19 protein-coding genes are annotated in these 23,276 nt (G+C 61.3%); 9 read left to right on the top strand and 10 right to left on the bottom strand.

The genetic code is table 11. The annotated features are described in order from the left end of the window. Positions 1–4: 4 nt before the first annotated feature. Entirely contained in the window at positions 5–829 is an 825-nt protein-coding gene (locus ACI2KS_RS04315; protein WP_404617542.1) for an SDR family oxidoreductase, read from the top strand. Between the two features lie 204 nt (positions 830–1,033). Next, a complete protein-coding gene (locus ACI2KS_RS04310) occupies positions 1,034–3,256 on the top strand; it encodes a hypothetical protein (RefSeq protein WP_404617540.1) in 2,223 nt (740 codons plus the stop codon). On the opposite strand, the gene ACI2KS_RS04305 is transcribed toward ACI2KS_RS04310, so the two are convergent. The 4 genes from ACI2KS_RS04305 to ACI2KS_RS04290 all read right to left on the bottom strand — a co-directional run bounded on the left by ACI2KS_RS04305 (position 3,257) and on the right by ACI2KS_RS04290 (position 8,198). Further along, positions 3,257–4,111, bottom strand: coding sequence for an efflux RND transporter periplasmic adaptor subunit (locus ACI2KS_RS04305; protein ID WP_404617538.1), 855 nt, complete (start codon positions 4,109–4,111; stop codon positions 3,257–3,259). A 27-nt stretch (positions 4,112–4,138) separates the two neighbouring features. After that, positions 4,139–4,339, bottom strand: coding sequence for a DUF1656 domain-containing protein (locus ACI2KS_RS04300; protein WP_404617536.1), 201 nt, complete (start codon positions 4,337–4,339; stop codon positions 4,139–4,141). Next, the gene (locus ACI2KS_RS04295) at positions 4,329–6,527 is read right to left on the bottom strand and encodes an FUSC family protein (RefSeq protein WP_404617534.1); all 2,199 of its coding nucleotides are present in this window, start codon (positions 6,525–6,527) and stop codon (positions 4,329–4,331) included. The genes ACI2KS_RS04300 and ACI2KS_RS04295 overlap by 11 nt, the downstream gene beginning before the upstream one ends. Positions 6,528–6,686: 159 nt before the next feature. Next, positions 6,687–8,198, bottom strand: coding sequence for an efflux transporter outer membrane subunit (locus ACI2KS_RS04290; protein WP_404617532.1), 1,512 nt, complete (start codon positions 8,196–8,198; stop codon positions 6,687–6,689). 181 nt (positions 8,199–8,379) lie between these two features. Between ACI2KS_RS04290 and ACI2KS_RS04285 the strand changes: the two genes are divergently transcribed. Together ACI2KS_RS04285 and ACI2KS_RS04280 are read left to right on the top strand one after the other, a co-directional pair. After that, positions 8,380–9,327 carry a LysR family transcriptional regulator gene (locus ACI2KS_RS04285; RefSeq protein ID WP_110946929.1) on the top strand — a complete coding sequence of 316 codons (948 nt, stop codon included), beginning with the start codon at positions 8,380–8,382 and terminating at the stop codon, positions 9,325–9,327. 225 nt (positions 9,328–9,552) lie between these two features. Continuing rightward, a complete protein-coding gene (locus tag ACI2KS_RS04280; RefSeq protein ID WP_404617530.1) occupies positions 9,553–10,527 on the top strand; it encodes a 2-hydroxyacid dehydrogenase in 975 nt (324 codons plus the stop codon). Positions 10,528–10,689: 162 nt separating this feature from the next. Here ACI2KS_RS04280 and ACI2KS_RS04275 read toward each other — a convergent pair whose 3' ends face one another. After that, the gene (locus ACI2KS_RS04275; protein ID WP_404617528.1) at positions 10,690–11,589 is read right to left on the bottom strand and encodes a DMT family transporter; all 900 of its coding nucleotides are present in this window, start codon (positions 11,587–11,589) and stop codon (positions 10,690–10,692) included. Positions 11,590–11,855: 266 nt separating this feature from the next. Here ACI2KS_RS04275 and ACI2KS_RS04270 point away from each other — a divergent pair, with 266 nt between their 5' ends. After that, the gene (locus ACI2KS_RS04270) at positions 11,856–12,731 is read left to right on the top strand and encodes a helix-turn-helix domain-containing protein (RefSeq protein ID WP_404617526.1); all 876 of its coding nucleotides are present in this window, start codon (positions 11,856–11,858) and stop codon (positions 12,729–12,731) included. 181 nt (positions 12,732–12,912) lie between these two features. On the opposite strand, the gene ACI2KS_RS04265 is transcribed toward ACI2KS_RS04270, so the two are convergent. From ACI2KS_RS04265 to ACI2KS_RS04255, 3 genes are all read right to left on the bottom strand, one after another. Continuing rightward, complete coding sequence (locus tag ACI2KS_RS04265; RefSeq protein ID WP_404617524.1) at positions 12,913–15,273, bottom strand: TonB-dependent siderophore receptor; 2,361 nt, start codon at positions 15,271–15,273, stop codon at positions 12,913–12,915. 84 nt (positions 15,274–15,357) lie between these two features. Further along, a complete protein-coding gene (locus tag ACI2KS_RS04260) occupies positions 15,358–16,353 on the bottom strand; it encodes a FecR family protein (RefSeq protein WP_404617522.1) in 996 nt (331 codons plus the stop codon). Continuing rightward, positions 16,353–16,955 carry an RNA polymerase sigma factor gene (locus ACI2KS_RS04255; protein ID WP_404617520.1) on the bottom strand — a complete coding sequence of 201 codons (603 nt, stop codon included), beginning with the start codon at positions 16,953–16,955 and terminating at the stop codon, positions 16,353–16,355. Before ACI2KS_RS04255 ends, ACI2KS_RS04260 begins: the two co-directional genes overlap by 1 nt. 554 nt (positions 16,956–17,509) lie before the next feature. On the opposite strand from ACI2KS_RS04255, the gene ACI2KS_RS04250 reads away from it, so the two are divergent. After that, on the top strand, positions 17,510–17,929 hold the full coding sequence (locus ACI2KS_RS04250; protein ID WP_404617518.1) for an HPF/RaiA family ribosome-associated protein: 420 nt from the start codon (positions 17,510–17,512) through the stop codon (positions 17,927–17,929). A 606-nt stretch (positions 17,930–18,535) separates the two neighbouring features. Then, positions 18,536–18,865 (top strand): DUF3509 domain-containing protein, encoded by a 330-nt coding sequence (locus ACI2KS_RS04245; protein ID WP_404617516.1) that lies wholly within the window; start codon positions 18,536–18,538, stop codon positions 18,863–18,865. 57 nt (positions 18,866–18,922) lie between these two features. Here ACI2KS_RS04245 and ACI2KS_RS04240 read toward each other — a convergent pair whose 3' ends face one another. Together ACI2KS_RS04240 and rpiB are read right to left on the bottom strand one after the other, a co-directional pair. Continuing rightward, on the bottom strand, positions 18,923–19,912 hold the full coding sequence (locus tag ACI2KS_RS04240) for a sugar-binding transcriptional regulator (protein ID WP_404617514.1): 990 nt from the start codon (positions 19,910–19,912) through the stop codon (positions 18,923–18,925). 86 nt (positions 19,913–19,998) lie between these two features. Beyond that, a complete protein-coding gene (gene rpiB / locus ACI2KS_RS04235; protein ID WP_404617512.1) occupies positions 19,999–20,457 on the bottom strand; it encodes a ribose 5-phosphate isomerase B in 459 nt (152 codons plus the stop codon). Between the two features lie 309 nt (positions 20,458–20,766). Between rpiB and ACI2KS_RS04230 the strand changes: the two genes are divergently transcribed. Then, the gene (locus ACI2KS_RS04230) at positions 20,767–22,254 is read left to right on the top strand and encodes a sugar ABC transporter ATP-binding protein (protein ID WP_404617510.1); all 1,488 of its coding nucleotides are present in this window, start codon (positions 20,767–20,769) and stop codon (positions 22,252–22,254) included. Next, complete coding sequence (locus ACI2KS_RS04225) at positions 22,251–23,231, top strand: ABC transporter permease (RefSeq protein ID WP_404617508.1); 981 nt, start codon at positions 22,251–22,253, stop codon at positions 23,229–23,231. The genes ACI2KS_RS04230 and ACI2KS_RS04225 overlap by 4 nt, the downstream gene beginning before the upstream one ends. Positions 23,232–23,276: the final 45 nt, after the last annotated feature.

The following is a 23,276-nucleotide window of genomic DNA, read 5'->3' as shown; positions in this document are numbered from 1 at the left end:
GCCCATGTCTGTCGTGTTGATTACCGGTTGCTCCAGCGGCATTGGCCGGGCCATGGCCGATGCCTTCAACGCCGCCGGCCATGAGGTGTGGGCCACGGCCCGCAAGCCGGACGATGTAGCGCGGCTGGCGGCGGCGGGCTTGCATGCCGTGGCGCTGGACGTCAACGACAGCGCGGCGCTGGAACAACTGGCCGCCGAGCTTGAGCGACAGGGCAAAGGGCTGGACGTGCTGATCAACAACGCCGGTTACGGCGGCATCGGCCCGCTGCTCGATGGCGGTGTCGACGCCATGCGCCGGCAGTTCGAAACCAACGTATTTTCGGTTGTCGGCGTCACCGGCGCGCTGTTCCCACTGCTGCGCCGCAACAAGGGGCTGGTGGTCAATATCGGCAGTGTGTCCGGGGTACTGGTCACGCCGTTCGCCGGTGCCTACTGCGCGTCGAAAGCCGCCGTGCACGCCCTGAGCGATGCCTTGCGTATGGAGCTGGCGCCGTTCGGCATGCGTGTCATGGAGGTGCAGCCAGGTGCCATCGACACTCAGTTCGCCAGCAATGCCAGCCATGAGGCCGAGCGGGTCATTCATGAAGGTTCTGCATGGTGGCCGCTTCGCGAGGGCATCCGCGCCCGGGCCAACGCGTCGCAAACCAATCCGACGCCAGCCACCGAGTTCGCCCGCGATGTGCTCGCTGCCGTACAACGCGCCAGGCCGCCGCGCCTGTTGCGCCTGGGTAACGGCTGTCGCGCCCTGCCGCTGATGTCCTGGCTGTTGCCCAAGGGCTTGCTGGAGCGAATCCTCAGCAAGCGCTTCAAGCTCGGCCCCTTGCGCTGATTCGTCCCACAGCGTGGCTTGAGAAAATCCCCGCGTCATAGCGCCTCAATCGCCGCAAGTCGGTGACCTATCGTCCTGCTCCCAAGGATCAGGCCTACAGCGAACCGCCGCGCATCGCTTGATACTTCCTGCAGTTGCCCTGCACACAGGGCCGGACCTTCAGAGGCTTTCTCCAAAGGTCAATCCACTGTCAAGGAAGACACCATGAACAGGCACCCCTCTACTGACGAACGCGTTTTCGCTGATCAGGGCTGGACCAGAGAAGCCCTGGCCCCATTCGATTCGACATCGCTTCTCGATTCCGCCGGACTCACCGCCGAAGGCATTGATCCGGCCGGTTTCGATTACCACGAGAACCCACAGCGCCCGGCCGCCGGTCGCACACCAGCCGCACTGGCGGATCTTACGGCAGAGCAATTGACGCGCGTGAGCAACGAAATGATCGCGTTGTTCGACACCGTCTACGATCCGAACCTGCTCGACCCGCTGCGCTACATCCACGCGTCCATCCGCCGGATGGTGGACGACTCTGGCGCTTCCCCGGCACTGAAACAGCGCCTGCATGGCAAGACCCCGATTGCCGTGGGTTATCGACCCATGCCCGCAGCCACCAGCGGACTGATCGACGCCAGCGCCCTGCTCGGGCCGCTTGAGCGGCGCAACTTCACCCTCGATGAAATAGTCACCGACAGTTATCGGCGGCAGCTCGTGGATCACCGACAGGTGCAAGTGTTATGGCCCTCCGACTTCCCCCAGGCGCTGATCGACACGCTGGAATCGGCGAACCTTCAGGCCCGTTATCAGGCCGAGGTCGAGCGGCGCCTGAGCACCCCGCAAGCCAGGCTGCTGTTGAAGATCCAGACCACCACCGAGGTGCAAAGCCGCCTCGAACACTACGCCCGGCAGGCGCAGACACCCCAGCCGTACAAACGCCTGATTGCCGCATACGGCGCGGGCCAGGCTAAACCCGAACTGGTGGAGTTGCGCACCCAGACCAGCCAGTTCAGCGTGGCCCAGGCGCTGTACCTGCGCTCGTCAGTGGACAAGTCCATTGGCGGGTTGCTGATTTTCCTGGATGAAACCGAACAGGATGCCGTCGTGCCTCTGCCCCGGGAGAACCGTCGCAGCTTCATAGAGTCGTCCTCAAGGCTTGCACGCCTGATCCTGCGACGCCTGCCGCTTGACCTGCAGCTCAGATACGGCAAGGACCGGCTGGTCTACGTGAACACCTTCATGGGGCCGCTCATCCGGCAGATCTCGCCCTTGCAATTTCGCAGCGCAGACGATGCGTTCGATGCGCTGCACAGTATCCGTATCAAGCGAATGCTGTCCGATATCGACACCCTGGTGTCCACCGACAGCGAGCGGCTGGCCGACAGTGTTCTGGAAACCGGGGTGTTCATATTCCAGGGGTTGTCGGTGGTCGCGACCCTGCCTTTTGGCGCAGGGGGCAGCCTGGCGGTGCGCTTGCTGGTGTCGTTTCTGCTCGGCCAGGGCGCGGCGGCGCTGGAGGCCATCCGTGCGCTCAATGCCGACATACCCGAAGAGGCCGAAGCCCACTACGACGCGGCACTGTTCGCCGCAATTGCCGAAATTGTCGGGCCACTCGGGCTGGTGCTGGCAGGTAAAGCCCTGTCAGCGGTTTCCAGGTCCAGAGTGAGTGCACGGGTGTTCAAACACATCAAGAACACACGCCCCTACCCCGGCAAGACGCCAGCCCTCGATCAGCGGATCAGACCCGACCCGGCCGATCTCAAGCGCATCAAGAGGCAATTGACACACCGGCTTGCCATGGGACCGGATCAGGCTCAGTCACTGGTGGAAAGTCAGGCGCGGCTGCTGAACAAGACGGTCCAAGGGCATGACCTGGTGATCTATCGCGGCAGGGTGTTCCGAGGCGATCTGCGCCCGCCGGAGGAGATCTTTGCCAAGGGTTTCGAGCTCAGGACCCCGGCGGCCGAGATCGAGAAGGACATCCATAAGGTCACTGGCGTACGCGGCGGCTTCGGCGGCGGCCACGACGCCCTCGATCCAGATGGCAAAGGCATCTCGACCTCGGCTTTCTACTACCGGGACAAAGTCGGCGCTTTCGTCTATGGCGGACAGAAAGGTGGCCACACCTACCTGATTGATGCACGCAAGCTCGATGGCTACCACCTGTACCAGAACCACCACAACGCGCTGTATCCCGATGCCCCGACCAAGATCCGCTTCAAACCCACCGAAATCAATTACGGCCAGAACATCCCGCCCTCGGTCGTGCTGGGCGCCTATGACCCGCTGGGCAACTTCATTGCCAACGACCTTGCCCTGAGGATGTGGGCGCGAGAGGTGGCGATCACGGAAATTCGCCAACGACTGGCAGCTGCGGCCGCTGCCACGACGGTCGCCGCGAGCGTCAAGCAGCCTCCCGCCCAAAGCGCCTGATCACTGCGGATTGACGATCACCGTGCAGGTGATCCCTGCGGCCAGTACCACGCTGTCCGGTACGTTATCCAGGTGGATGCGTACCGGCACGCGCTGGGCCAGACGCACCCAGTTGAAGGTCGGGTTAACGTCGGCGATCAGTTCGCGACTCTGCGGGTTATCGCGGTCGTAGATGGCGCGGGCGATGCTTTCGACATGGCCTTTCATGACTTCGCCGCTCATCAACTGCATGTCCGCCGGGTCGCCCACCCTGACGTGGGGCAGTTTGGTTTCTTCGAAGAAGCCATAAACCCAGAACGAGTTCTGGTCGACCACGGCCATCTTCGCCTCGCCGATGCGCGCGTAGTCGCCTCGGTGCACGTTGAGGTTGGTCACGTAGCCATCGACTGCCGCCAGCACCCTGGTGCGTTGCAGGTTAAGGTGCGCGGCCTCCAGCTGCGCCTGCGCCAGCTGATAGTCGGCCATCGCCGAATTGGCGACATTGGAGGCGTCTTCGCGGTTTTCAGCCGAGACCACCAGGCTGTCCATGTCCTTGCGCCGGCTGGCGTTGACCTTGCGCATCTCCCAGGTCGCCTTGCGCGACGCCACCATCGCCTCGGCCTGTTTGACCGCCAGCTGATAATGCTCGGGATCGATCTGCATCAGCAGGTCACCTTTCTTCACCGGCTGGTTGTCCTTGACCGGGACGTCGATCACCACTCCGCTGACGTCGGCGGCAACGTTGATCACGTCGGCCCGCACTCGCCCATCGCGGGTCCACGGGGTGTCCATGTAATGAATCCACAGCAGACGGCCGATCCAGATAGCCAGTGCCAGAATCAACAGTGTGGCGATCAGACTGAAAAACTTTTTCATTTCGAATTCATCTCCAGGTCTGGAGCCTCAACGGTAAACAGTGAGCGCCATCGCGCCAAAAATGCAGCTGAACAGGCTCAGACGCAGCAGCGCCGGGTGCCAGAAGAAACGGTACAGATCCAGCCCGGACATGAAGCGGTCCAGTGCCCAGGAAAGCACCATGGCAACCAGAAACACCACGGTCACGGTGGGCATGTAAACGCCATGGAAGGCGATCTCACGTGGCATCTGAAAGTCCTTGCGAGGGATGCGCTGCCGCCTGGTTGTGCGCCAGCCCGGCCAGCGGCGATTGCGGATCCAGCAGGCAGGTACGGATGAAGTGCAGGTAGCTCTTCACTCGGCGCAACGCCGAGGTGTCGAAATGCGGCGCAAACGGCTCGTCGGTGTTCTGCACGCAAAAGATTGCATGGTCCACCGCGTACAGGCTGCGCGCCAGGTTGTGGCGGTCGGGCTGGAGGAACAGGCGGATCAGCGAACGGCCCATGGCGCGGATCGCCTGGCGCCAGGCTTGCGATTGGGCATAGCTTGGGTGCACCGGCAGCACGTCTTGCTCGCGACGCAGCTCGATGATCGCGTGGCCGATCTCCAGCACCACGAACATCCAGCGCAGCAGGTTGCGTTGCACCTGCGGCTTGCCGGCTGCCAGGCCGTACGCCTGATGCATGAGGTCGCGGGTGCGGCTTTCGAAGTTGGAGCGGATGCCGCGCAGCGGCGCACTGATGGCAAAGCTCACTTGCTGGCGCAGGTCATTTTCCAGTCGCTGCCACAGCCAGCGGCTGTTGGGCGGCAGAATGATTGCCCCGGCCGCCGCGCACAGCAGCATGCCGATGACCATGGCGATGTAGTCGTTGATAAAGCTGTAGGGGTTGTAGACCGTGAGATTGTCCGGCGCCGACCCGATGCTGAAAAAAATCAGCAAGCCCAGGCCGTAACCGACCCACTGCGGGCGTGTGGTCAGAAACGTCCCCAGCACGAACACCGGCGCAAGCACCATGCACAGCAACGGGAAACCATCGATTCGCGGCAACACGAAGAAGGTGATGAAGAAGCCCAGCAGTGCGCCGAGAAAGGTGCCGCAGGCCATCTGAAACGACATGCGCCGCGGGTTGGGCGTGGTCGCCGACAAGGCCACGGTCGCCGCCGAGACCAGCGTCATCGATGCACCGCTGGGCCAGGCGGTGGCGACCCAGTACACCGACATGACGCCGAGAATGAAGGTCGCACGCAGCCCCGACGCCAGCGAGGCCATCCAGTTGGTGGTGTTGACGAAGGGTTCGACCCAGTTCTCTCGTGCATGGCTGTGATCGGCCAATGATGCGTGGGTCTGTGCGTAGTCGTGCATGTCGTCGACGAAGCGATAGAGCAGCTCGTAGGCGGTATGAAAATCCAGCAGCTCATCGTCGCTCGGTTCGGTGCTAACGAACTCGGCGCGCAGACTGCGCACCCGCTCGGGCAGATCGGCCTTGTAGACGCTCAGTCGATTGGCCAGAAGTGCCGCATCGGCATCGGTGAGCGCGCGTCCGGCGAAATGTTCAAGCAAGCCCACCAGGGCCTGCAGGCCTGGCTCGATGGCCTGCACCGCCGGGGTCTGGCCACGCCGGCGCAGACGTTCGAGCAACTGATGCAAGGCGTTGAAACGCGTGGTGATGGTCATGAACTCGCTGTTCAGACGATTCAGCCGACCATTGCGCCGACGCATGTGCGGATCTTCGAATACGGTGACCGCACGCAGGCCTTCGAGCCCTACCGCATCAGCGATGAAGCGCACGTTGCTGGCCTCGAAGGCAGCCGGATCACTGTCGCCGCGCAAGCCACTGATGACGAATTGGGCGAAGGTGCCAAAGCGCTGATACAAGGCGTTGCGCATCGCCGCACCCGAGCTTTGCGGCAGGATTGCGGCAGTGACCAGCGTCGAGCAGACGATGCCCAGGGAAATTTCCAGCACGCGCCACACCGCCGCCATGAACGAGGTGTCAGGGTGCGCCAGCGCTGGCAGCCCGGTCATCGCAGCGGTGTAGCCGGCGAGCACGAAACCGTAGGCGCGAAAGTTGCGATAGCGTGCAGCACCGGCACAGCAGAAGCCGACCCAGATCGCCAGGCTGCCCAGGAACAGTTCGCTGTTCTGCGCAAACAGGGCCATCAGGGTGACCATCACCACTGAGCCTGCCAGGGTGCCGAGCAGACGGTAGAAACTCTTGGCGAACACATGCCCGCTCTGCGGCTGCATGACGATGAACACCGTGATCATCGCCGTGCGCGGTTGCGGCAACTCCAGGCGCATCGCTATCCAGTAGGTGAGGAACGCTGCGATCAGCACCTTGAAGATGTAGATCCAGGTCACCCCGTCGCTGCGCGCCCAGCTGTTGAATTCGCGACGCCACTCCAGCGACTTGATCCAGTGCACGGCTGTGTTCATTTCAGTTCAAGGCCTGCGGGGGCTGATGGATCGCAATCGCGAGCAAGCTCACTCCTACAGAGGTTTGTGTTGCAGATGCGATTTTCGATTTGCCACAGAAGCTGTAGGCGTGAGCTTGCTCGCGATGAGGCCGTTGCCGGCAATCCGTATTCATCTGGCTCACCGGTCAAACACCGCTAGCGACGCCGGGGTCTTTGGCACTGCGGTCTTGTCCTGGCTCGGCGAATCATTGCCCGCCATCAACCCGCCGCCCAGCGCCACCACGAGTTCGGCGTGCACGGTCAGACGCGCGGCCTGCACCTGCTGCTGGATTTGCTGCTGATGAAACAACAGGGTCTGCGCGTTGAGCACGTTGAGGTAGTCGGTCAGGCCGCGCTGGTAGGCGACCATGGCAATGTCATAGGTTTTCTGCGCCGCGGCCACCGACTGATCGGCAAAGCCCTGCTGTTTGTTCATCGATTCGCGACGAATCAGCTGGTCGGAAATGCTCTTGAGCGCGGTTACCAGCGTCTGGTTGTACTGCGCCACGGCGGCGTCGTAACCGGCCGAGGCCACGCCCAGTTCGGAGCGCAGACGACCGCCGTCGAAAATCGGCAGGCTGATGGCCGGACCGACGCTGTAGTTGAATTTCTTGCCGGTCAGAAACTCCAGCATACCGCCGCCGGTGGCCATATAGCCGAGGCTGCCCATCAGGTCTACGTTGGGATAGAACCCTGCGTGCGCGACATCGATACCCCGCGCCTGCGCAGCCACCCGCCAGCGGCTGGCGACCACGTCCGGACGCTGACCGAGCAGCTGGGCAGGCAAGGCCGAAGGCAGTGCAAGGGCTGCCTTGAGCGACAGGCCTGGGCGCTGCAAACTGGCACCCTCGCCCGGTCCCTTGCCTGCCAGCGCGGCAATCTGGTTGCGGCTAAGGGCAATGGCTTCGTCCATCGCGTCGATCTGGCGATGGGTCTCGGGCAACGGGGTTTCGGCCTGGCTGACTTCGAAATGCGTGCCGATCCCGCCTCTCAGACGCTTCTGCGCCAAGTCGAGAATCTGCTGTTGCTGGGCCAGGGTGGCTTGGGCGATATCGCGCTGTGCGTAGTTCAGCGACAGCTGGATATAGGCGCGGACGATATTGTCCTGCAACTCCAGCTGGGCCTGACGCGCCTCGGCGGCGCTCAGGTGCGCCATGTCCAGCGCCTGCTCACTGTTGTTGCTTTCGCGGCCCCACAGGTCGAGCGAATAACTCAGGCCAATGGAGGCGTTATTGTCCCAGGTGCTGGTATTGGAGAGCTCGCCCGGACCATAGAACTGGTCGGTGGGCCAGTTATGCCGCTTGAGCGTGCTGTCGCCATTGATGTGCAGCGATTCGGCCGACTCGGCAATACCCGCCATGGCCCGGGCCTGACGCACGCGCGCCGCGGCAATCGCCAGACTCGGGCTGCCCAGCGCCGCCAGGTCGATCCAGCGGTTGAGTTGATCGTCGCGGTAGGCGCGCCACCATTGGCCGTCCGGCCAGTGCGCGTCGATGGCGGCTTGTTTGATGGCGTCGTCGGTGGCCAGGGTATCGGCCGACATTGATGTGCCTTGGGGAGCAATGCCACCGGTTCCAATGCAGCCGCTGATGAGTAACGTTAAAGCCCAGACACTGAGGGGCTTGAGCCCTCTGAGGATGCGACGCGGCACAGCTGCAATTACCCGAATGAGGAGGAGATGAATCGTGCCGCGATTCTAGGTTGCGCCTGTTACGGCGATAAGCCGGGACTTCTGTGAATCTTTATTACTGAACGGAAGATAATCCTTTGGTATGGCTGACATGGATCAGTAACTTCATGTCACAATTTGCCATCTCATCAGAGAACGGCCAATGGACACTCTGCAAAACATGCGCGCCTTCAGTTGCGTGGCCCAAGCGGGCAGCTTCACCGCTGCTGCGGCTCAGCTGGACACCACCACCGCCAACGTGTCGCGCGCCGTCTCCAATCTCGAAGCGCACCTGCAAACCCGACTCCTCAACCGCACCACTCGACGCATTGCCCTGACTGAAGCCGGCAAGCGTTATCTGCTGCGTTGCGAGCAGATCCTGGGCTATGTCGAGGAGGCCGAAGCCGAAGCCAGCGACGCCCACGCACGACCGGCCGGGCAGCTGAAGGTGCATTCGATGACCGGGGTCGGTCAGCACTACGTGATCGACGCCATTGCTCGCTATCGGCGCAATCACCCGGACGTGTCGTTCGACCTGACCATGACCAACCGGGTGCCCGACCTGCTCGAAGAGGGCTACGACGTCTCTATCGTGCTGGCCAGCGAGCTGCCGGATTCGGGCTTTGTCTCACAGCGCCTGGGCATTACCTACAGCATCGTTTGCGCATCACCTGCGTACATCAAGGCCTTCGGCATGGCGCACAAGCCGGCGGATCTGCTCAATCACGCCTGTCTGCGTCTGGTCAGCCCGGTGTTTCCGCTGGAAAAATGGGCGTTCGACGGCCCTGAAGGACAGGAAACCGTGACCATCGCCAGCTCACCGTTTCTGGTCAACTCGGCCGACGCCATGAAAGCGGCGATCAGCAGCGGCATGGGCATCGGGATTCTGCCGATCTACTCGGCTATCGAAGGTCTGCGCAACGGCTCGCTGGTGCGGGTGTTGCCGCAGTACCGCTCCCATGAGCTGAACCTGTACGCGATCTACCCCTCGCGCCAGTATCTGGATGCCAAGATCAAGACCTGGGTGGAATACCTGCGCGGCTCGCTGCCGGAAATCATGGCAGCCCACGAGGCCGACCTGCAGACCCATGTGTTGCCGGAGACTGTTTAAGCCATCGGCGGTATTTTCAATGTGTAGGGGTGAGCGTGCTCGCGATCAGGGGTGGGGCCAATGAATCCCTGGCGGATGTACCCACCCATCGCGAGCAAGCTCACTCCTACAAGGACCGCGTTCGCCACAAACACTGCGTCGCCTGGATATCCCCTGCCAATCCAACAGCAAGAATGTTAGCGTGCTACGCATCTTCCATCCGAACCGCCCGAGAGAAGCTATCCGATGAAAAAGACCGTCCTTGCCTTCAGCCGCGTGTCACCGGAAATGGCCGAGCGCCTGCAGCAAGACTTCAACGTGATCATCCCGGACCCGAAAAAGGGTGATCTGAACCAGCAGTTCAATGAAGCCCTGCCCCACGCTCACGGCATGATCGGTGCCGGTCGCAAGCTGGGCCGCGAGCAACTGGAAAGTGCCACACAGCTGGAAGTGGTCTCGAGCATTTCGGTGGGTTACGACAATTACGACGTCGGCTACCTGAGCGAGCGCGGCATCATGCTCACCAATACCCCGGACGTGCTGACCGAAAGCACCGCCGACCTGGGTTTCTCATTGATCATGAGCAGCGCCCGGCGTGTCGCCGAGCTGGACGCCTATGCCAAGGCCGGCAACTGGACACGCAGCATCGAAGCGCAGCATTTTGGCACCGATGTCTACGGCAAGACGCTGGGCATCGTGGGCATGGGCAACATTGGCGCGGCGGTCGCGCGACGGGGTCGTCTGGGCTTCAACATGCCGATTCTGTATAGCGGCAACAGCCGCAAGACCGAGATCGAGCAGGAGCTGGGGGCGCAATTTCGCACGCTGGACCAACTGCTGGCCGAGTCGGATTTCGTGTGCCTTGTGGTGCCGCTTAGCGAGAAGACCAGGCACCTGATCAGCACCCGTGAACTGTCGCTGATGAAGAAAAGCGCGATTCTGGTGAACATTGCCCGTGGTCCGATCGTCGATGAACCCGCATTGATCGAGGCGCTGCAGAACGGCACCATCCGTGGCGCGGGCCTGGACGTCTACGAGAAGGAGCCACTGGCCGAATCGCCGCTGTTCCAGCTGAGCAATGCCGTGACCCTGCCGCATATCGGCTCGGCCACCCACGAAACCCGCCGGGCCATGGCCGACCGTGCGTACGCCAACCTGCGAGCGGCATTGCTGGGCGACAAGCCGCAGGATCTGGTGAATCAGCAGGTGTGGAAGGGTTGAAGGGTTGAAGGGTTGAAGGGTTGAAAAGTTTTACCGCCTGAAAAAGCCTATCGCGAGCGAGCTCACTCCTACAGAGATCGCATCCCTCTGCAGGAGTGAGCTCGCTCGCGATGAGCGTTCCCACGATCCCCGTGGGGATACCAGCGTAGTCACGATCAACGATCAGGCCAGCTTCCCCGCTACCGGCACCACCGCCTTGGGCTTCCTGAACACCAGCACATTGCCCGCCATCACCAACACCAGCCCCATCAACGCGGGGGCGGTCCATTGGTAGCCTTCGGCGAAGGCCGAGACGTTCAAGGCCACTACCGGGAACAATACCGTGCAGTAGGCCGCGCGCTCCGGGCCCATGCGGCCGACCAGGGTCAGATAGGCCGTGAAGCCGATCACCGAACCTGGAATCACCAGGTACAGCAACGAGCCGACGTAACGCGCATTCCACTCAAAGCCAAATGGCGTGCCGCTGATCAGGCAATACACACTGAGCATCGCCGCACCGTAGAGCATGCCGTAGGCGTTGGTGGTCAGCGGGCGCAGGCCGGCTTTCTGTTGCAGGCTGGAGAGCATGTTGCCGGCCGAGAAGCACAGCGTGCCAAGCAGGGCCAGCCCCAGGCCAATCAGGGTTTCACGGCTGGCGCTGTGCCCGGACAACTCTGGCCAGAACAGGCACCCCAGGCCCATCAACCCCAACGCCCCACCCGTCAGCACGTTGCGGGCGATCTTCTGTTTGAAAAATACCCGTGCGTTGAGCGCGTTCCACAGGGTCGAGGTGGAAAACACCACCGCGACCAGACCGCTGGGAATCCACTGACTGGCGTGCAGAAAGCACATGAAGTTGACGCAGAACAGGCACAAGCCCTGCGCCAGGCAGATGAGTTGTCCACGGCGATTGACCTTCTGCAGCTTGCCACTGACCAGCAGCACCGCGAACAGGATCAGCGCTGCCAGGCCAAAGCGGTAAACGATCGACACTGGAATCGCCACTTCACCCAGTTGCAGTTTGAGGGCGATCCAGGTGGTGCCCCAGATCAAAACGGTCAGCAGATACAGCGAGATGTTCATGACAGCCTCCTCAATGAGGCCTCAGTCTGCGCGTCGCCTCATGGCCGCACTTGCGAAAACTTGCGCATTTGATCGCCATACGGCTGGCGGCAAGGGCGCTAGCGGGTAGTATGCGCAAAGAGAAAATCTGTCTTGTACAGAGCCCTCTTGCAGTCCGGCTTGTCGGCGGTGGCGTGTTCAAGGTCGCCACCGCCGGCAACCGGAACGCCGCCCGGCCGGGCCGCTACAGAACCAGCGATCAAGATCGTCGTTCCACGAGAGCCACCATGTCATCACTTGAAACCATTCAAGTCTTCCAGTCCCTGAGCAGCTCGCCCCATGCGCAGCTGGAGCAGAGCGCGTCTCTGGGTGACGGGGTGGTTGCGGCGTTGTGGAACAACCGGCACGACTCCCAGGACTACCACGCCCCGAGCCATCACACCTTGTCGTGCTACATCGCCGGGGGCACCGAAACCTATCGCCGTGACCAGCCCGACAAAAAGGGTGCGCCGGACAAACTCTGCGTGCTGCCGGCCGGGCATCAATCCTCCTGGGTGGTCAATGGCGATATCCGTCTGGCGCATATCTACATCAGTCCGGAACAGTTCTCTCTGAGCTGCGTCACCTTGCTTGATCGCGAACCGCGCGAGCTGATGCTGCGAGAAAACACCTTCATCGATGACCCGCAGCAGGCCGAGCGCTTTCATCGCCTGATCGGCCTGAAATGGAACGAGCCCGGGGAACGCCTGCAGACCAGCAGCCTGGCCCATGAGTTGCTCGATCACATGATCCTGAGCCAAGTCGGCCTGCGCGACGGCCTGCGTCTTACGGGCGGGCTGGCGCCACACCTGCGCCGGCACTTGGTGGAGTTCATCGAGGACAACCTGGCCGAGCCGCTGAGCCTGGGGCAATTGGCAGGGCTGTGTGCACTGTCGCACTACCATTTCGCCCGGATGTTCCGCGAAAGCTTCGGGTTGCCACCGCATCAATACCTGCTGGCCCGCCGGCTGAACCGCGCACGGGAGCTGTTACGCAGTACCCGCATGGCCTTCGGCGAAATCGCTCTGGAGTGCGGGTTTGCCAGCGCCAGTCACTTCAGCAATCGCTTCAGACAGGCGATGGGCGCGACAGCCGGGGAGTATCGGCGGGTGTTTCGATCCTGAGCGACTGACGCACTCGGTTTTTGATTCTGCCCGGAGGGCGTTGGAGTTCGGCTTACCAGCGATCTGCCTGACATTGGAGAGGGCTGATTTTACGGGTGCTGCGCACCCGATCGCTGGCAAGCCGAGCTCCCACGCCTTCGGCACAATCAAATGCAAGAACCGTATCCGGCCTTAACAGACCTCAAAACTCCAGCGTCGTCGCTACCACCACCTGCCGCGAATCCCCCATCGACACGAAATACCGGCTCACCGCCGAGCTGTAGTAGGTGCGATTGAACAGGTTTTTGACGTTGAGCTGAAACTTCACCTTTTGCCCGTCCAGCTGCGTTTCATAGCTGGCGAAGGCGTCGGCCACGGTATAACCGGGCAGGTCGAAGTCGTTATCCGGGTTGCCGGCTCGCTTGCCGACAGCGTGGCCGCCCGCACCTACGCGCAATCGGTCACCGCCCGGCAGGCTGCCGGCGTCATATACCGCAGACAGCGAGCCGCTGTGCCGGGGGACGTTCTGCAGGCGATTGCCCTTGAGCGTCGCATCCTGCACCACCCAGGCGTCGGTGAAGGCGTAGCCGCCAATCAGGCTCCAGCGCTCGGACAGTTGCCCGCTCAGGTCCAGCTCGACGCCGCGCGAACGCACTTCGCCTGCGGTGGTATAGACCGTGCTGGCGGTCAGCGAATCGAAATTGGCCACCAGCACGTTGCGCTTGTTGATGTCGAACAACGCCAGCGTGCCGCTGATACGGTCATCCACGTCCCACTTGGCGCCCACTTCCCAGGCCTTCGATCGTTCAGGCAAGGTGGCCGGGCCCAGCACCATTCCCCCGGCCAGCGAAGCGATGCTGGAGTTGGGTTTGAACGACTCGGTATAGCTGCCATAGAACGACAGCTCATCGGTGTAGCGATACACCAGGCCGGCACGAGGAATCCATTTTTCACCGTTCAGATCGGTGTTACGGGTGAACGGAGTGCCCTTGCCTGCTTGCTGATCGAACACCTGATAGCGTGCGCCAGCGACCAGAATCCACTGATCGGTGAGGTGAAGCGAATCCTGAAAAAACAGCGAGTCGGTGCGCAGGATATCCAGCTGGTGACTGTCCGGTGCGCTGACCAGGCTGCCCTCGACGTCCTGGCCATAGACCGGGTTGAGGTAGCTGAAGGGGGTGCTGCTCTTCTGCCGGACCAGTTCGCCGCGATAAATCTTGCGATATTCATCGTCGATACCCAACAGCAGGTCATGTTGCAGGCCGAGCAATTGGACGCTGCCGTTCATGGTCGCTGTGGTGAACCGGTCGGTGCTCAGTGCGTTGCCGGTGCCGTCCATGGATCGCGTGAGGGTGCCGTCGGCCGAATTGACCGCAGTCACCCGGACCTGGCTTGCGTCGTAGGTTTCGCGGTTGTAGCTGTAGCCCAGATGGCCCTTCCAGTTGTCACCGAACTGATGATCGGCTTCCAGGCGGTACAGGTCGGAGCGGCCTTCCATGCTGTTGAACGGCTCATCCAGACGACGCGTCGGCGTAATATCCAGCGGGCGACGGGTGCGTGGGTCGATGGCGGTCCCCCGATCGAACGGCGAGAGGAATTCGCGATGCTCGTAGGCCGCCGTTAACTGAGTGTCGTCCCCGTACCAGGCCAGCGACGGCGCGATCAGGGTTTCCCGATGCACGCCGTAGTTGCGCCAGTAATCCTCATCTTCGTGGTCCAGCACCATGCGGTAAGCCAGCCCCTGCCCTTCCCCTGTCGAGCCGCCGAGCGCGCCGGTGCTGTCCAGTGTGCCGCCGCTGCCGTTCTTGCCGGCGCCATAGCCCGATCCGCGTGCGGTCAGCGCGGTGTAGGCCTGCAGCTGCGGGCGCTTGCTGACGACGTTGATCACGCCACCCGGATCCTGAATACCGTACAGCAGCGACGCCGGACCCTTGAGCACTTCAACGCGCTCGGCCGTGGCGTTGAGACTGCGCCCCTGCACCACCGGCATGCCGTCGCGCATGATCGAGCCATCGCGGTTATCGCCAAAGCCGCGCTTGATCAAGGTGTCCTGGGTGCTGCCCAGCGTATTGCCCTGAGTCACGCCGCTGACGTTGCTCAGCGCATCGTCCAGATTGCGTGGCGCCTGATCGCGCAGCACTTGGGCGGGCACCACGCTCACGGCCTGGGGGATTTCCAGTGATGGTGTCGAGGAGCGCATCACCGAGGTTGTGTCAGGCGGTTGGTAGCTCTCCCGCCTGTCACGCTGCGAATCGATCTGGGTCAGGCCCAGGGAGATCGTGCCGTCGCTCGACGCAGCAGGTTCAAGGGTGAAGGTATCCAGCGTGGCGCGACGAAAGCCCAGGCCCGATTTGCCCAACAACTGGCGCAATGCCTGCTCCGCGGTAAAGGAGCCGCTGAGCGCCGGGGCGTCGACGCTGTAAGGCGCGTCCTGGGTGTAGATCACGCCCTGCCCGGTCACCCGGCTGAAATCGCTGAGCGCCTGGGGCAGTGGTTTGGCGGTAATTGAAAATTCATAGGCAGGCTCCGCCGCCGCAACGCATGCGCTGCAGACGGTAAGCATCGAAATGCCAAGCCTGAATTTCAATGGATTGCCCCCCAAACTGGACAAAGTTGCTGACCTGACTATTGACCGCCATGTCGCCGATCACCTGATCACAATCACCCGCCCCAACGCCTGGTATTGGTCGAACCCGACCACCGACTTCAACGCCGCCAGGACCGCCTGTGGGTCATTGCTGGGAAAGCTGCCACTGACTTTTCTTGCCGCCAGTTCATCGTTGAGCACGATGATCCGGCCGGGGTAATAGCGGTTCAGGTCACTGATCACTTCGGCCAGCGGAGTGCGGTAGTAGTTGAGCCAGCCGTGACGCCAGGCCAGCTGGCTTTCGCTGTCCGCGGGCAGGGGGTCGCTGGTGCGGGCGCCGTCGTAACTGGCCCGCTGGCCCGCAGTGAGAATCTGCTGCGGCGAGTCGGCGCCCGCCTTGACCCCTACGCGCCCGGACAGCACCGTAACGCTCGCCCCGTCTGGCTGCAGGCGCACTTCGAATTGCGTTCCCAGCACCCGGGTTTCGCCGCGTCCGCCGTCGACCACGAACGGCTGGCCGGTGTGGGTGACCTGAAAGAATGCCGCGCCACGGCGCAATTGCACGTGGCGCTCGTCGTCGGTAAAACGCACGGCGATGGCACTGTCGGCGTCCAGCGTCACCTGTGATTGATCGGCCAGCGTCACGGTGCGCACCTGACCCGGCGCGGTCACGTAATCAGCGCCCAGGTCGTCGACCCAGCGCTGCGGCTGCCAACCCAGTCCGACGCCGACCATCAACAGCAGACACGCCGCCATCGCCAGACCCGCTGTCCAGCGCGGCAAAGACCGATGCCTCGGCGCCTCCATGGCGTCAAGCAACGCCTGCAATGCCAAGGCGTCTTCGCCAGCGAGTTTACTGGCAGGCTCCTCACTCATTTCCCACATGACCTGCGCCTGGGCGTAGGCCTCGGCATGCGCAGGGTCGGCCTGCAGCCAGCGACTGAAACGCGCCTGGTCGGCAGCGCTCGGCTGATCGTGCAGCAGCCCCAGCCAACTCAGGGCCGCAGTGTGTTGTTCGGCGGTAATCATCAAGGTCGGTTCCGAAGGCGCTTTCATCAACGAGCGTCCCCGGACTTCATGCGAAGGCGCAGTGACGGCGCCGCGTCCTGATCCAGACTCGCCTTGCAGGCTTGCAGGGCGCGCATCATATGTTTTTCCACCGCGCTTTGCGAAAGGCCCATGGCCTTGGCGATCTCGCCGTATTTGCGCCCGTGGATGCGGTTGAGCAGGAAGATCTGCCGGGTTTTTTCCGGCAACCCGCGCAGCGCTGCTTCGATGTGACGCAAGTCGTTGCTCGCTTCCAGCGCCGCCTGAGGTTCGTCGCCTGCCAAGGGTTGATCCGCCATCAAACCCTCGTTCAGCCGTGCGCGCGTACCTTCATTGCGCAGATGGTCGATGGCAATGTTGCCCGCGCACCGCAGCAGATAGGTGTTGAGTTCTTCGACCTGCACCAAGGGCCGCCGCCAGAACCTGACGAACAGATCCTGGACCAGATCCGCCGCTGTCGCCCGGCAACCCACACGCCGGCTGACCAGCGCCTCCATTTGCGCACGCTGAGACAAAAACACCTTGAGGAAACGGGCCCGCGCCGCTTTAGGCGCGTCTTGATCCAGCTCAGGCACGGGAGCATTCGGCGTGGCCGGGGTGAGGTCGATCATCAAGGACTCAGGCTGGAGTGAGCTGTCCGAAACCCCCTCCATCAGCAAGCAAGCCTGTGTGAAATGCGGGCGTTTTGGCGGCTGATCGGCGGATTGAGCATTGATCTGATCTTCCTGACATCAAGCCAACCAGAGTCATGGCTTGGCGCGCATTTTACAAAAGATCGCAATACTAATGATAAATATTCTCATATGCAAAAGACTCTGACGCAGTCTCGGCAATTATCTGTCCTCAACCAGGGGTATTTCGCCTGCGGGTTACCTGACAACAAGGGTCAATACGTCAGTTTCGATCCAGGAGAACTCGCTGACTCCCCAAGTTCTGTCGCAGTCCGGCTTGTCTGCGGTAAGGACTTGAAGCTCGCTGCCGCCGGCAAGCCGGACTGCTACCGGGGAATGCGGCCCCCTACAAAGGTTCAATCCCCTCGTGAAATATTTTCTCTGCTCTGGGGGGTTGAATTGTTTCTCCATCGGCGCCAACACTGTGAGTGAGGGCAGACGAATTTTCCATCTCGTCGAGACTCTCCCGAGCAAGCCAAAGTAAGGGAAGAACTATGCAAATCCAGGTCAATAGTGATAACCACATCGAAGGCAGCATCCGACTGGAGGAGTGGGTACGAACCACCGTTGAAAGCACGCTCAACCGTTACGAAGAAGATCTCACCCGCGTTGAAGTTCACATCCGCGACGAGAACGGCGACAAACCCGGCCCGCACGACATCCGTTGCCAGATGGAAGCCCGGCCCAAAGGACACCAACCCATTTCCGTTACCCACAAGGCCGAGACACTGGATCAGGCCGTGGACGGCGCAGCCGTGAAACTTGATCACGCACTGGAACACCTGTTCGGCAAATTGCGCAGCAAACGCGGTGGCGTTTCGGCCATCAGCAGCGTTTCGGGCGCAGAGTCGGAAAACCCCGATGCCCTGCTACAGGAAGAGTTTCTGGAGAAAGACGAAGCCTTGCACGGTTGATCCGGCGGCTTCGAGGATCGGCTGATCACCGCTGATTCAGACAACTGAAGTACATCAAGGGCGGACCTGTGGAGACAGGGCCGCCCTTTTTTGTGGAACCGAGAATTGAAGAGCGTGCAACTCGGCGTCAGTGATCGGAGAAAACACGCTAACAGTGCCTGGCGTATCAACTTCGCGGGAAGCGCAGTGGTCGCACACTCGTTGCGCTATTGCGCACACAAAGCAGGCATGCAGCACGGCATTGGTGCTTGCAACCTATTGAAGCGGCACTTAGCTATTACTAAGTGATTAATTAAAAAGGGTAAATTGCGTCACAGTTTGAGCGCTGAATGCATTCACGCTCATGCCTGTCGCCTCATTCGTCCTGAATGGCCCAAACCATGCAAGCGTCCAATCGTCGGAGCCTTACTTCATGAACCCTTGCCCCGATTGGCTCGACGGGCAATCAACCCGCTAACCCGGATGCCGCATCAACGCAGTGCTCAGGCCAACTCCCTACTCAATCGGTAGCGGCCAGGCAGATTTTTCTACCGTTGATCCAGCGTCAAGAACTAAAGGGACTAACCCCCAGTCAACTTATGCAGATCGATAATCAGGTAATAGGCCATGGACAATCCTTTTCAACAGATCACTGATGCTTTTCATCCCGATTATCGGGTCAACCTGAGTATCCAGGGCCTCGACGGAACCATCATGCTGACGCTCTCCAACGAGTCAGGGGTGGTCGCAAAACGCTTGATCAGCGCCGAGCAACGCAATTCACCCAAGCGCCTGCGCCGCTTGATCGAGAGCGTGCAATTCGGCATCGCCATCGAACAAGGCCACAGCGCAATCAAAATCCTCGCAGCAATGACCGATGGCGACCTCAAGCAACTGGCACCGCCCCCGGCCCGCAACCCTTTTCTCAACCGTGCGCAATTGAACGTGGGCATCTGAACAATGATGCGAATCTGACGGAGGCGTTTGCAACCCGCCTCCCCTTTCGCACCCTGTTTATCCGACTGGCGCCTTGCGCGTCGCATCGTCCAGCGCCAGGATGGTGTGCGCATTGGTGACCGTAGTCGCCAGCGTATTGATCACCCCCGACCGCAGAGCCCCCAACGTCGCCGCCGCCTTGGTGTTTTCACTGGCAATCGCCACGACATCCGGAATTCGCGCCAGCTCTTGCACATTCAGACCGATGATCCGCCCTTGCATGGCCGTGATTGCCGGCTGCCCGTGAATGTCGATGAAGTCATAACCCATCATGTCGCCAACCGTACCGGAGAGCCGCGCCTGCGCGACTTCCTGCGGTGAGAACCAACCCATGCGCACCATATTGCTGTTCTCGCTCATGTCGCCGATGCCGATCAGGGCGATATCGGCACGACGCGCGCGGTCCAGCGTCGAGCGCACCGTGTCGTTGCTGATCAGGACACTGCGCAATTCAGGATTGGCTACCAGTGCCGGCGCATAGAGGGTTTCGCTCTCCGCGCCGAAGCGCAGCGCCAGACGGCGACAGATGTGGTCCGGATTCATGTATTCGCCAGCTTTCAACGAGCCGCCAATGGCGCAGACAAACGTGCAATTGCGGCTGACGGGCAGAAAGACGTTATCCGCCACCGCACCGACATTTCGTCCCATCCCCACCGCAACGATCATTCCGTCGCTCAGGGTCTTGTTGAGATAGTTGGCGACCAGGCTGGCGACCGCCGAACGCTGGGTATCGGCGTCACCGTGGTCGACGGCGATCAGCGCCCGATCCAGCTTGAAACGCTGGACCAGCGCTTGCTCCAGCTCGTTGTTCATGGTCGGATGCTGCAGGACCCTCACCTCGACGATGCCTTCGTCCCGCGCGCGCTTGAGCAGGCGACTGACCTTAGCCCGCGACAGGTCGAAGCGCTTGGCGATGGCCTCCTGCGTGACGTTCTCCAGGTAATAGAGCATCGCGACGTCGGTCATCAGATCGATGTCGCTGACCCCGGCTTGAGTACTGTCACTCATGTGGACTGGCTTCCGCTTCAACTTCAAAGGCCCATTCTCGCTATACCTTGGCGCTGGCGTCCAGCCACGACGCGTGCTGGCGGCAATTAATGATTGTCACGCTCGATGGCGCTGATGCGCTCGACCTTGGCCCCGGAGCGTGCCGCTTCGAATTCAGACTGCAAAAACGAGCTGACAACGCTCTTGGCCAGCTCAGGACCGATCACCCGCGCGCCAATAGACAATATCTGCGCGTCGTTGCTCTTGCGTGCGCGCTCGGCCGAATAAGTGTCATGGGCCTGGGCTGCGCGAATGCCAAGCACCTTGTTGGCTGAAATCGCCATGCCGATCCCTGTACCGCAGACCAGCACGCCGAGGCGGTGATGCCCGTCATTGATCGCATTGGCGACCGCCAGTGCGATGTCCGGATAAAGCACCGGCTCCAGGCTATGGGTCCCGAAATCCTCGACCGGATGGCCCAGTGACTGGATATGCCGCTTCAACAGCTCCTTGAGCTCCAACCCCGCTTCGTCACAACCGATAGCCACCGAAAAAGGCGTGTTCATGGCGTTTTCACTCCGTTGCCGAAAGAAACGCAGAATCGATCAAATGATCACTGCGTGAAAATATGTTCATACATTTCGCAGTGAATAGCAGGTATCTGTCAAGTCTGATCTGGCTGGAAGGACGAGAAATAGCGTCAGTGCTTGCCTAAGAATCGGGCCAACCCCTCAAGAACGCCTATTTAAGAGCTGATTACATAAAATCGGTTGACTGATCAGAATTTCATTTGATAAACATATGCTCACTTGCAGAGCGATCAGTCGCTGGCATCTGCGAATCCCTAATAAGAATCACAGCACGAGGACACGCCAATGGCCCCGCCATTAATGCTCCAGGCTGAACACGTCGCCAAGGCTTACGCCGGCATTCCAGCGCTGCGTGACGGCCGACTCTCGCTGCATGCCGGCAGCGTCCATGCGCTGTGTGGCGGCAACGGCGCGGGTAAATCAACGTTTCTCGGCATTCTCATGGGCATCACTCAACGTGACGCCGGCGATATCTTCCTCAACGGCCAGGCAGTCCACTTCAATCGTCCCGGTGATGCGCTGGCCGCCGGAATCGCGATGATCACTCAGGAGCTTGAGCCGATCCCGTTCATGACCGTCGCCGAGAACATCTGGCTGGGCCGCGAACCGCGTCACATGGGCTGCATCGTCGATTACAAAGAGCTCAACCGGCGCACCCGGGCGTTGCTTGAGGAACTGGAGTTCGATGTCGAGGCCACCAGCCCCATGCATCGCCTGAGCGTGGCGCAGATTCAGTTGGTAGAAATCGCCAAGGCATTCAGCCATGACTGCCAGGTGATGATCATGGACGAACCGACCTCGGCCATCGGCGAGCGCGAAGCCGAAACCCTGTTCAAGGCCATACGACGGCTGACGGCACGTGGCGCCGGGATCATCTACGTCTCTCACCGGCTCAGTGAACTGGCGCAGATCGCCGACCAATACACGATCTTTCGCGACGGCGCGTTCGTTGAAAGCGGGCGCATGGCCGATATCGATCGTACGCACCTGGTGCGCGGTATTGTTGGTCAGGAACTGCAGCGTATCGATCACAAGGTCGGTCGCCAATGTCAGGTCCAGACATGTCTGGACGTCGAGCATCTGAGTCGCGACGGTGAGTTCCAGGACATCAGCCTGCAAGTGCGCCCCGGCGAAATCCTTGGCATCTACGGACTGATGGGCTCGGGGCGCAGCGAGTTCCTCAACTGCATCTACGGTCTGACCCTGCCGGATTCGGGGAGCATCACCCTACAGGGCAAGGCGCTGCCCGGCGGCGTACCGGCCTCGACCATCGCCGCAGGCATGTCGCTGGTCACCGAAGACCGCAAGGAAAGCGGGCTGGTGCTCAATGGCAGCGTGATGGCAAACATTGCCTTGTCGGCCTACAAGGATCTGTCCAGCTGGTCGCTGATCAATGCGCGCAAAGAGAACGAGCTGGCGCAGCGAATGGTCAAGCGCCTGCACATCAAGACCGCCTCGCTGGACCTGCCGGTCGAGTCCATGAGCGGCGGCAATCAGCAGAAGGTGGTGCTTGCCAAGTGCCTGTCGACCCAACCCATTTGCCTGCTGTGTGATGAGCCTACCCGTGGCATCGACGAAGGCGCCAAGCAGGAGATCTATCAGTTGCTCGACGAGTTCGTACGGGCCGGAGGTGCAGCCATCGTGGTCTCGTCCGAAGCTCCGGAGCTGCTGCATCTGAGTGACCGCATTGCGGTGTTCAAAGGGGGCCGCCTGGTCACCATCAGTACCGACACCGCTCTTTCCCAGGAAGCCTTGCTGAGTCTCGCCTCATGAACACCAAGACCTTGTCCGCCCCGCTCACCCAGTCTGCTCCCAAGCGTCGTCTGCGCCTGACCCTCGACCGTTTCGGCCTGCCGCTGGTGTTCATCCTGCTGTGCATCGTCATGGCGTTCGCCAGCGAGTACTTCGTGACCTGGCGCAACTGGATGGACATCCTGCGCCAGACCTCGATCAACGGCATTCTCGCCGTCGGCATGACCTACGTGATCCTGACCAAGGGCATCGACCTTTCCGTAGGCTCGATCCTGGCCTTCGCCGGGCTGTGCAGCGCGCTGGTCGCAACGCAAGGCTACGGCCTGCTGGCGGCGGTCAGCGCGGGAATGTTCGCCGGGGCCATGCTCGGCGTGGTCAACGGATTCATGGTGGCTAACCTGTCGATCCCGCCCTTCGTCGCCACCCTGGGCATGCTCAGCATCGCCAGAGGCATGACTTTCATACTCAACGATGGCAGCCCGGTGACCGACCTGCCAGACGCCTACCTGGCAATGGGCATCGGCAAGTTCGGCCCGATCGGCATACCCATCGTGATCTTCGCCGTGGTCGCGCTGATCTTCTGGATGGTCCTGCGTTACACCACGTATGGCCGCTACGTGTACGCCGTCGGTGGTAACGAGAAAAGCGCGCGCACCTCGGGCATCGGCGTGCGCAAGGTGATGTTCTCGGTGTACGTGGTGTCCGGCTTGCTCGCAGGACTGGCGGGCGTGGTGCTGTCAGCCCGGACCACTTCAGCGCTGCCCCAAGCAGGCATGTCCTATGAACTGGACGCGATTGCCGCCGTGGTGATTGGCGGCACCAGCCTCTCGGGCGGGACTGGCAGCATCGTCGGCACGTTGTTTGGCGCCTTGTTGATCGGTGTGATCAACAACGGCTTGAACCTGCTTGGCGTCTCCTCGTATTACCAACAAGTGGCCAAGGGTCTGATCATCGTCCTGGCGGTGCTGATCGATGTCTGGCGAAAGAAGAAACGTTGAAACCTGAAATCCATTGCAACAGAACCATTACAACAATAAGGAGTT

This window comes from Pseudomonas sp. NPDC087358 (genome assembly GCF_044900785.1).
Taxonomy (GTDB): domain Bacteria; phylum Pseudomonadota; class Gammaproteobacteria; order Pseudomonadales; family Pseudomonadaceae; genus Aquipseudomonas.
The sequence above is the reverse complement of the archived record's forward strand: the minus strand, read 5'-3'. Positions and strand labels throughout refer to the sequence as shown.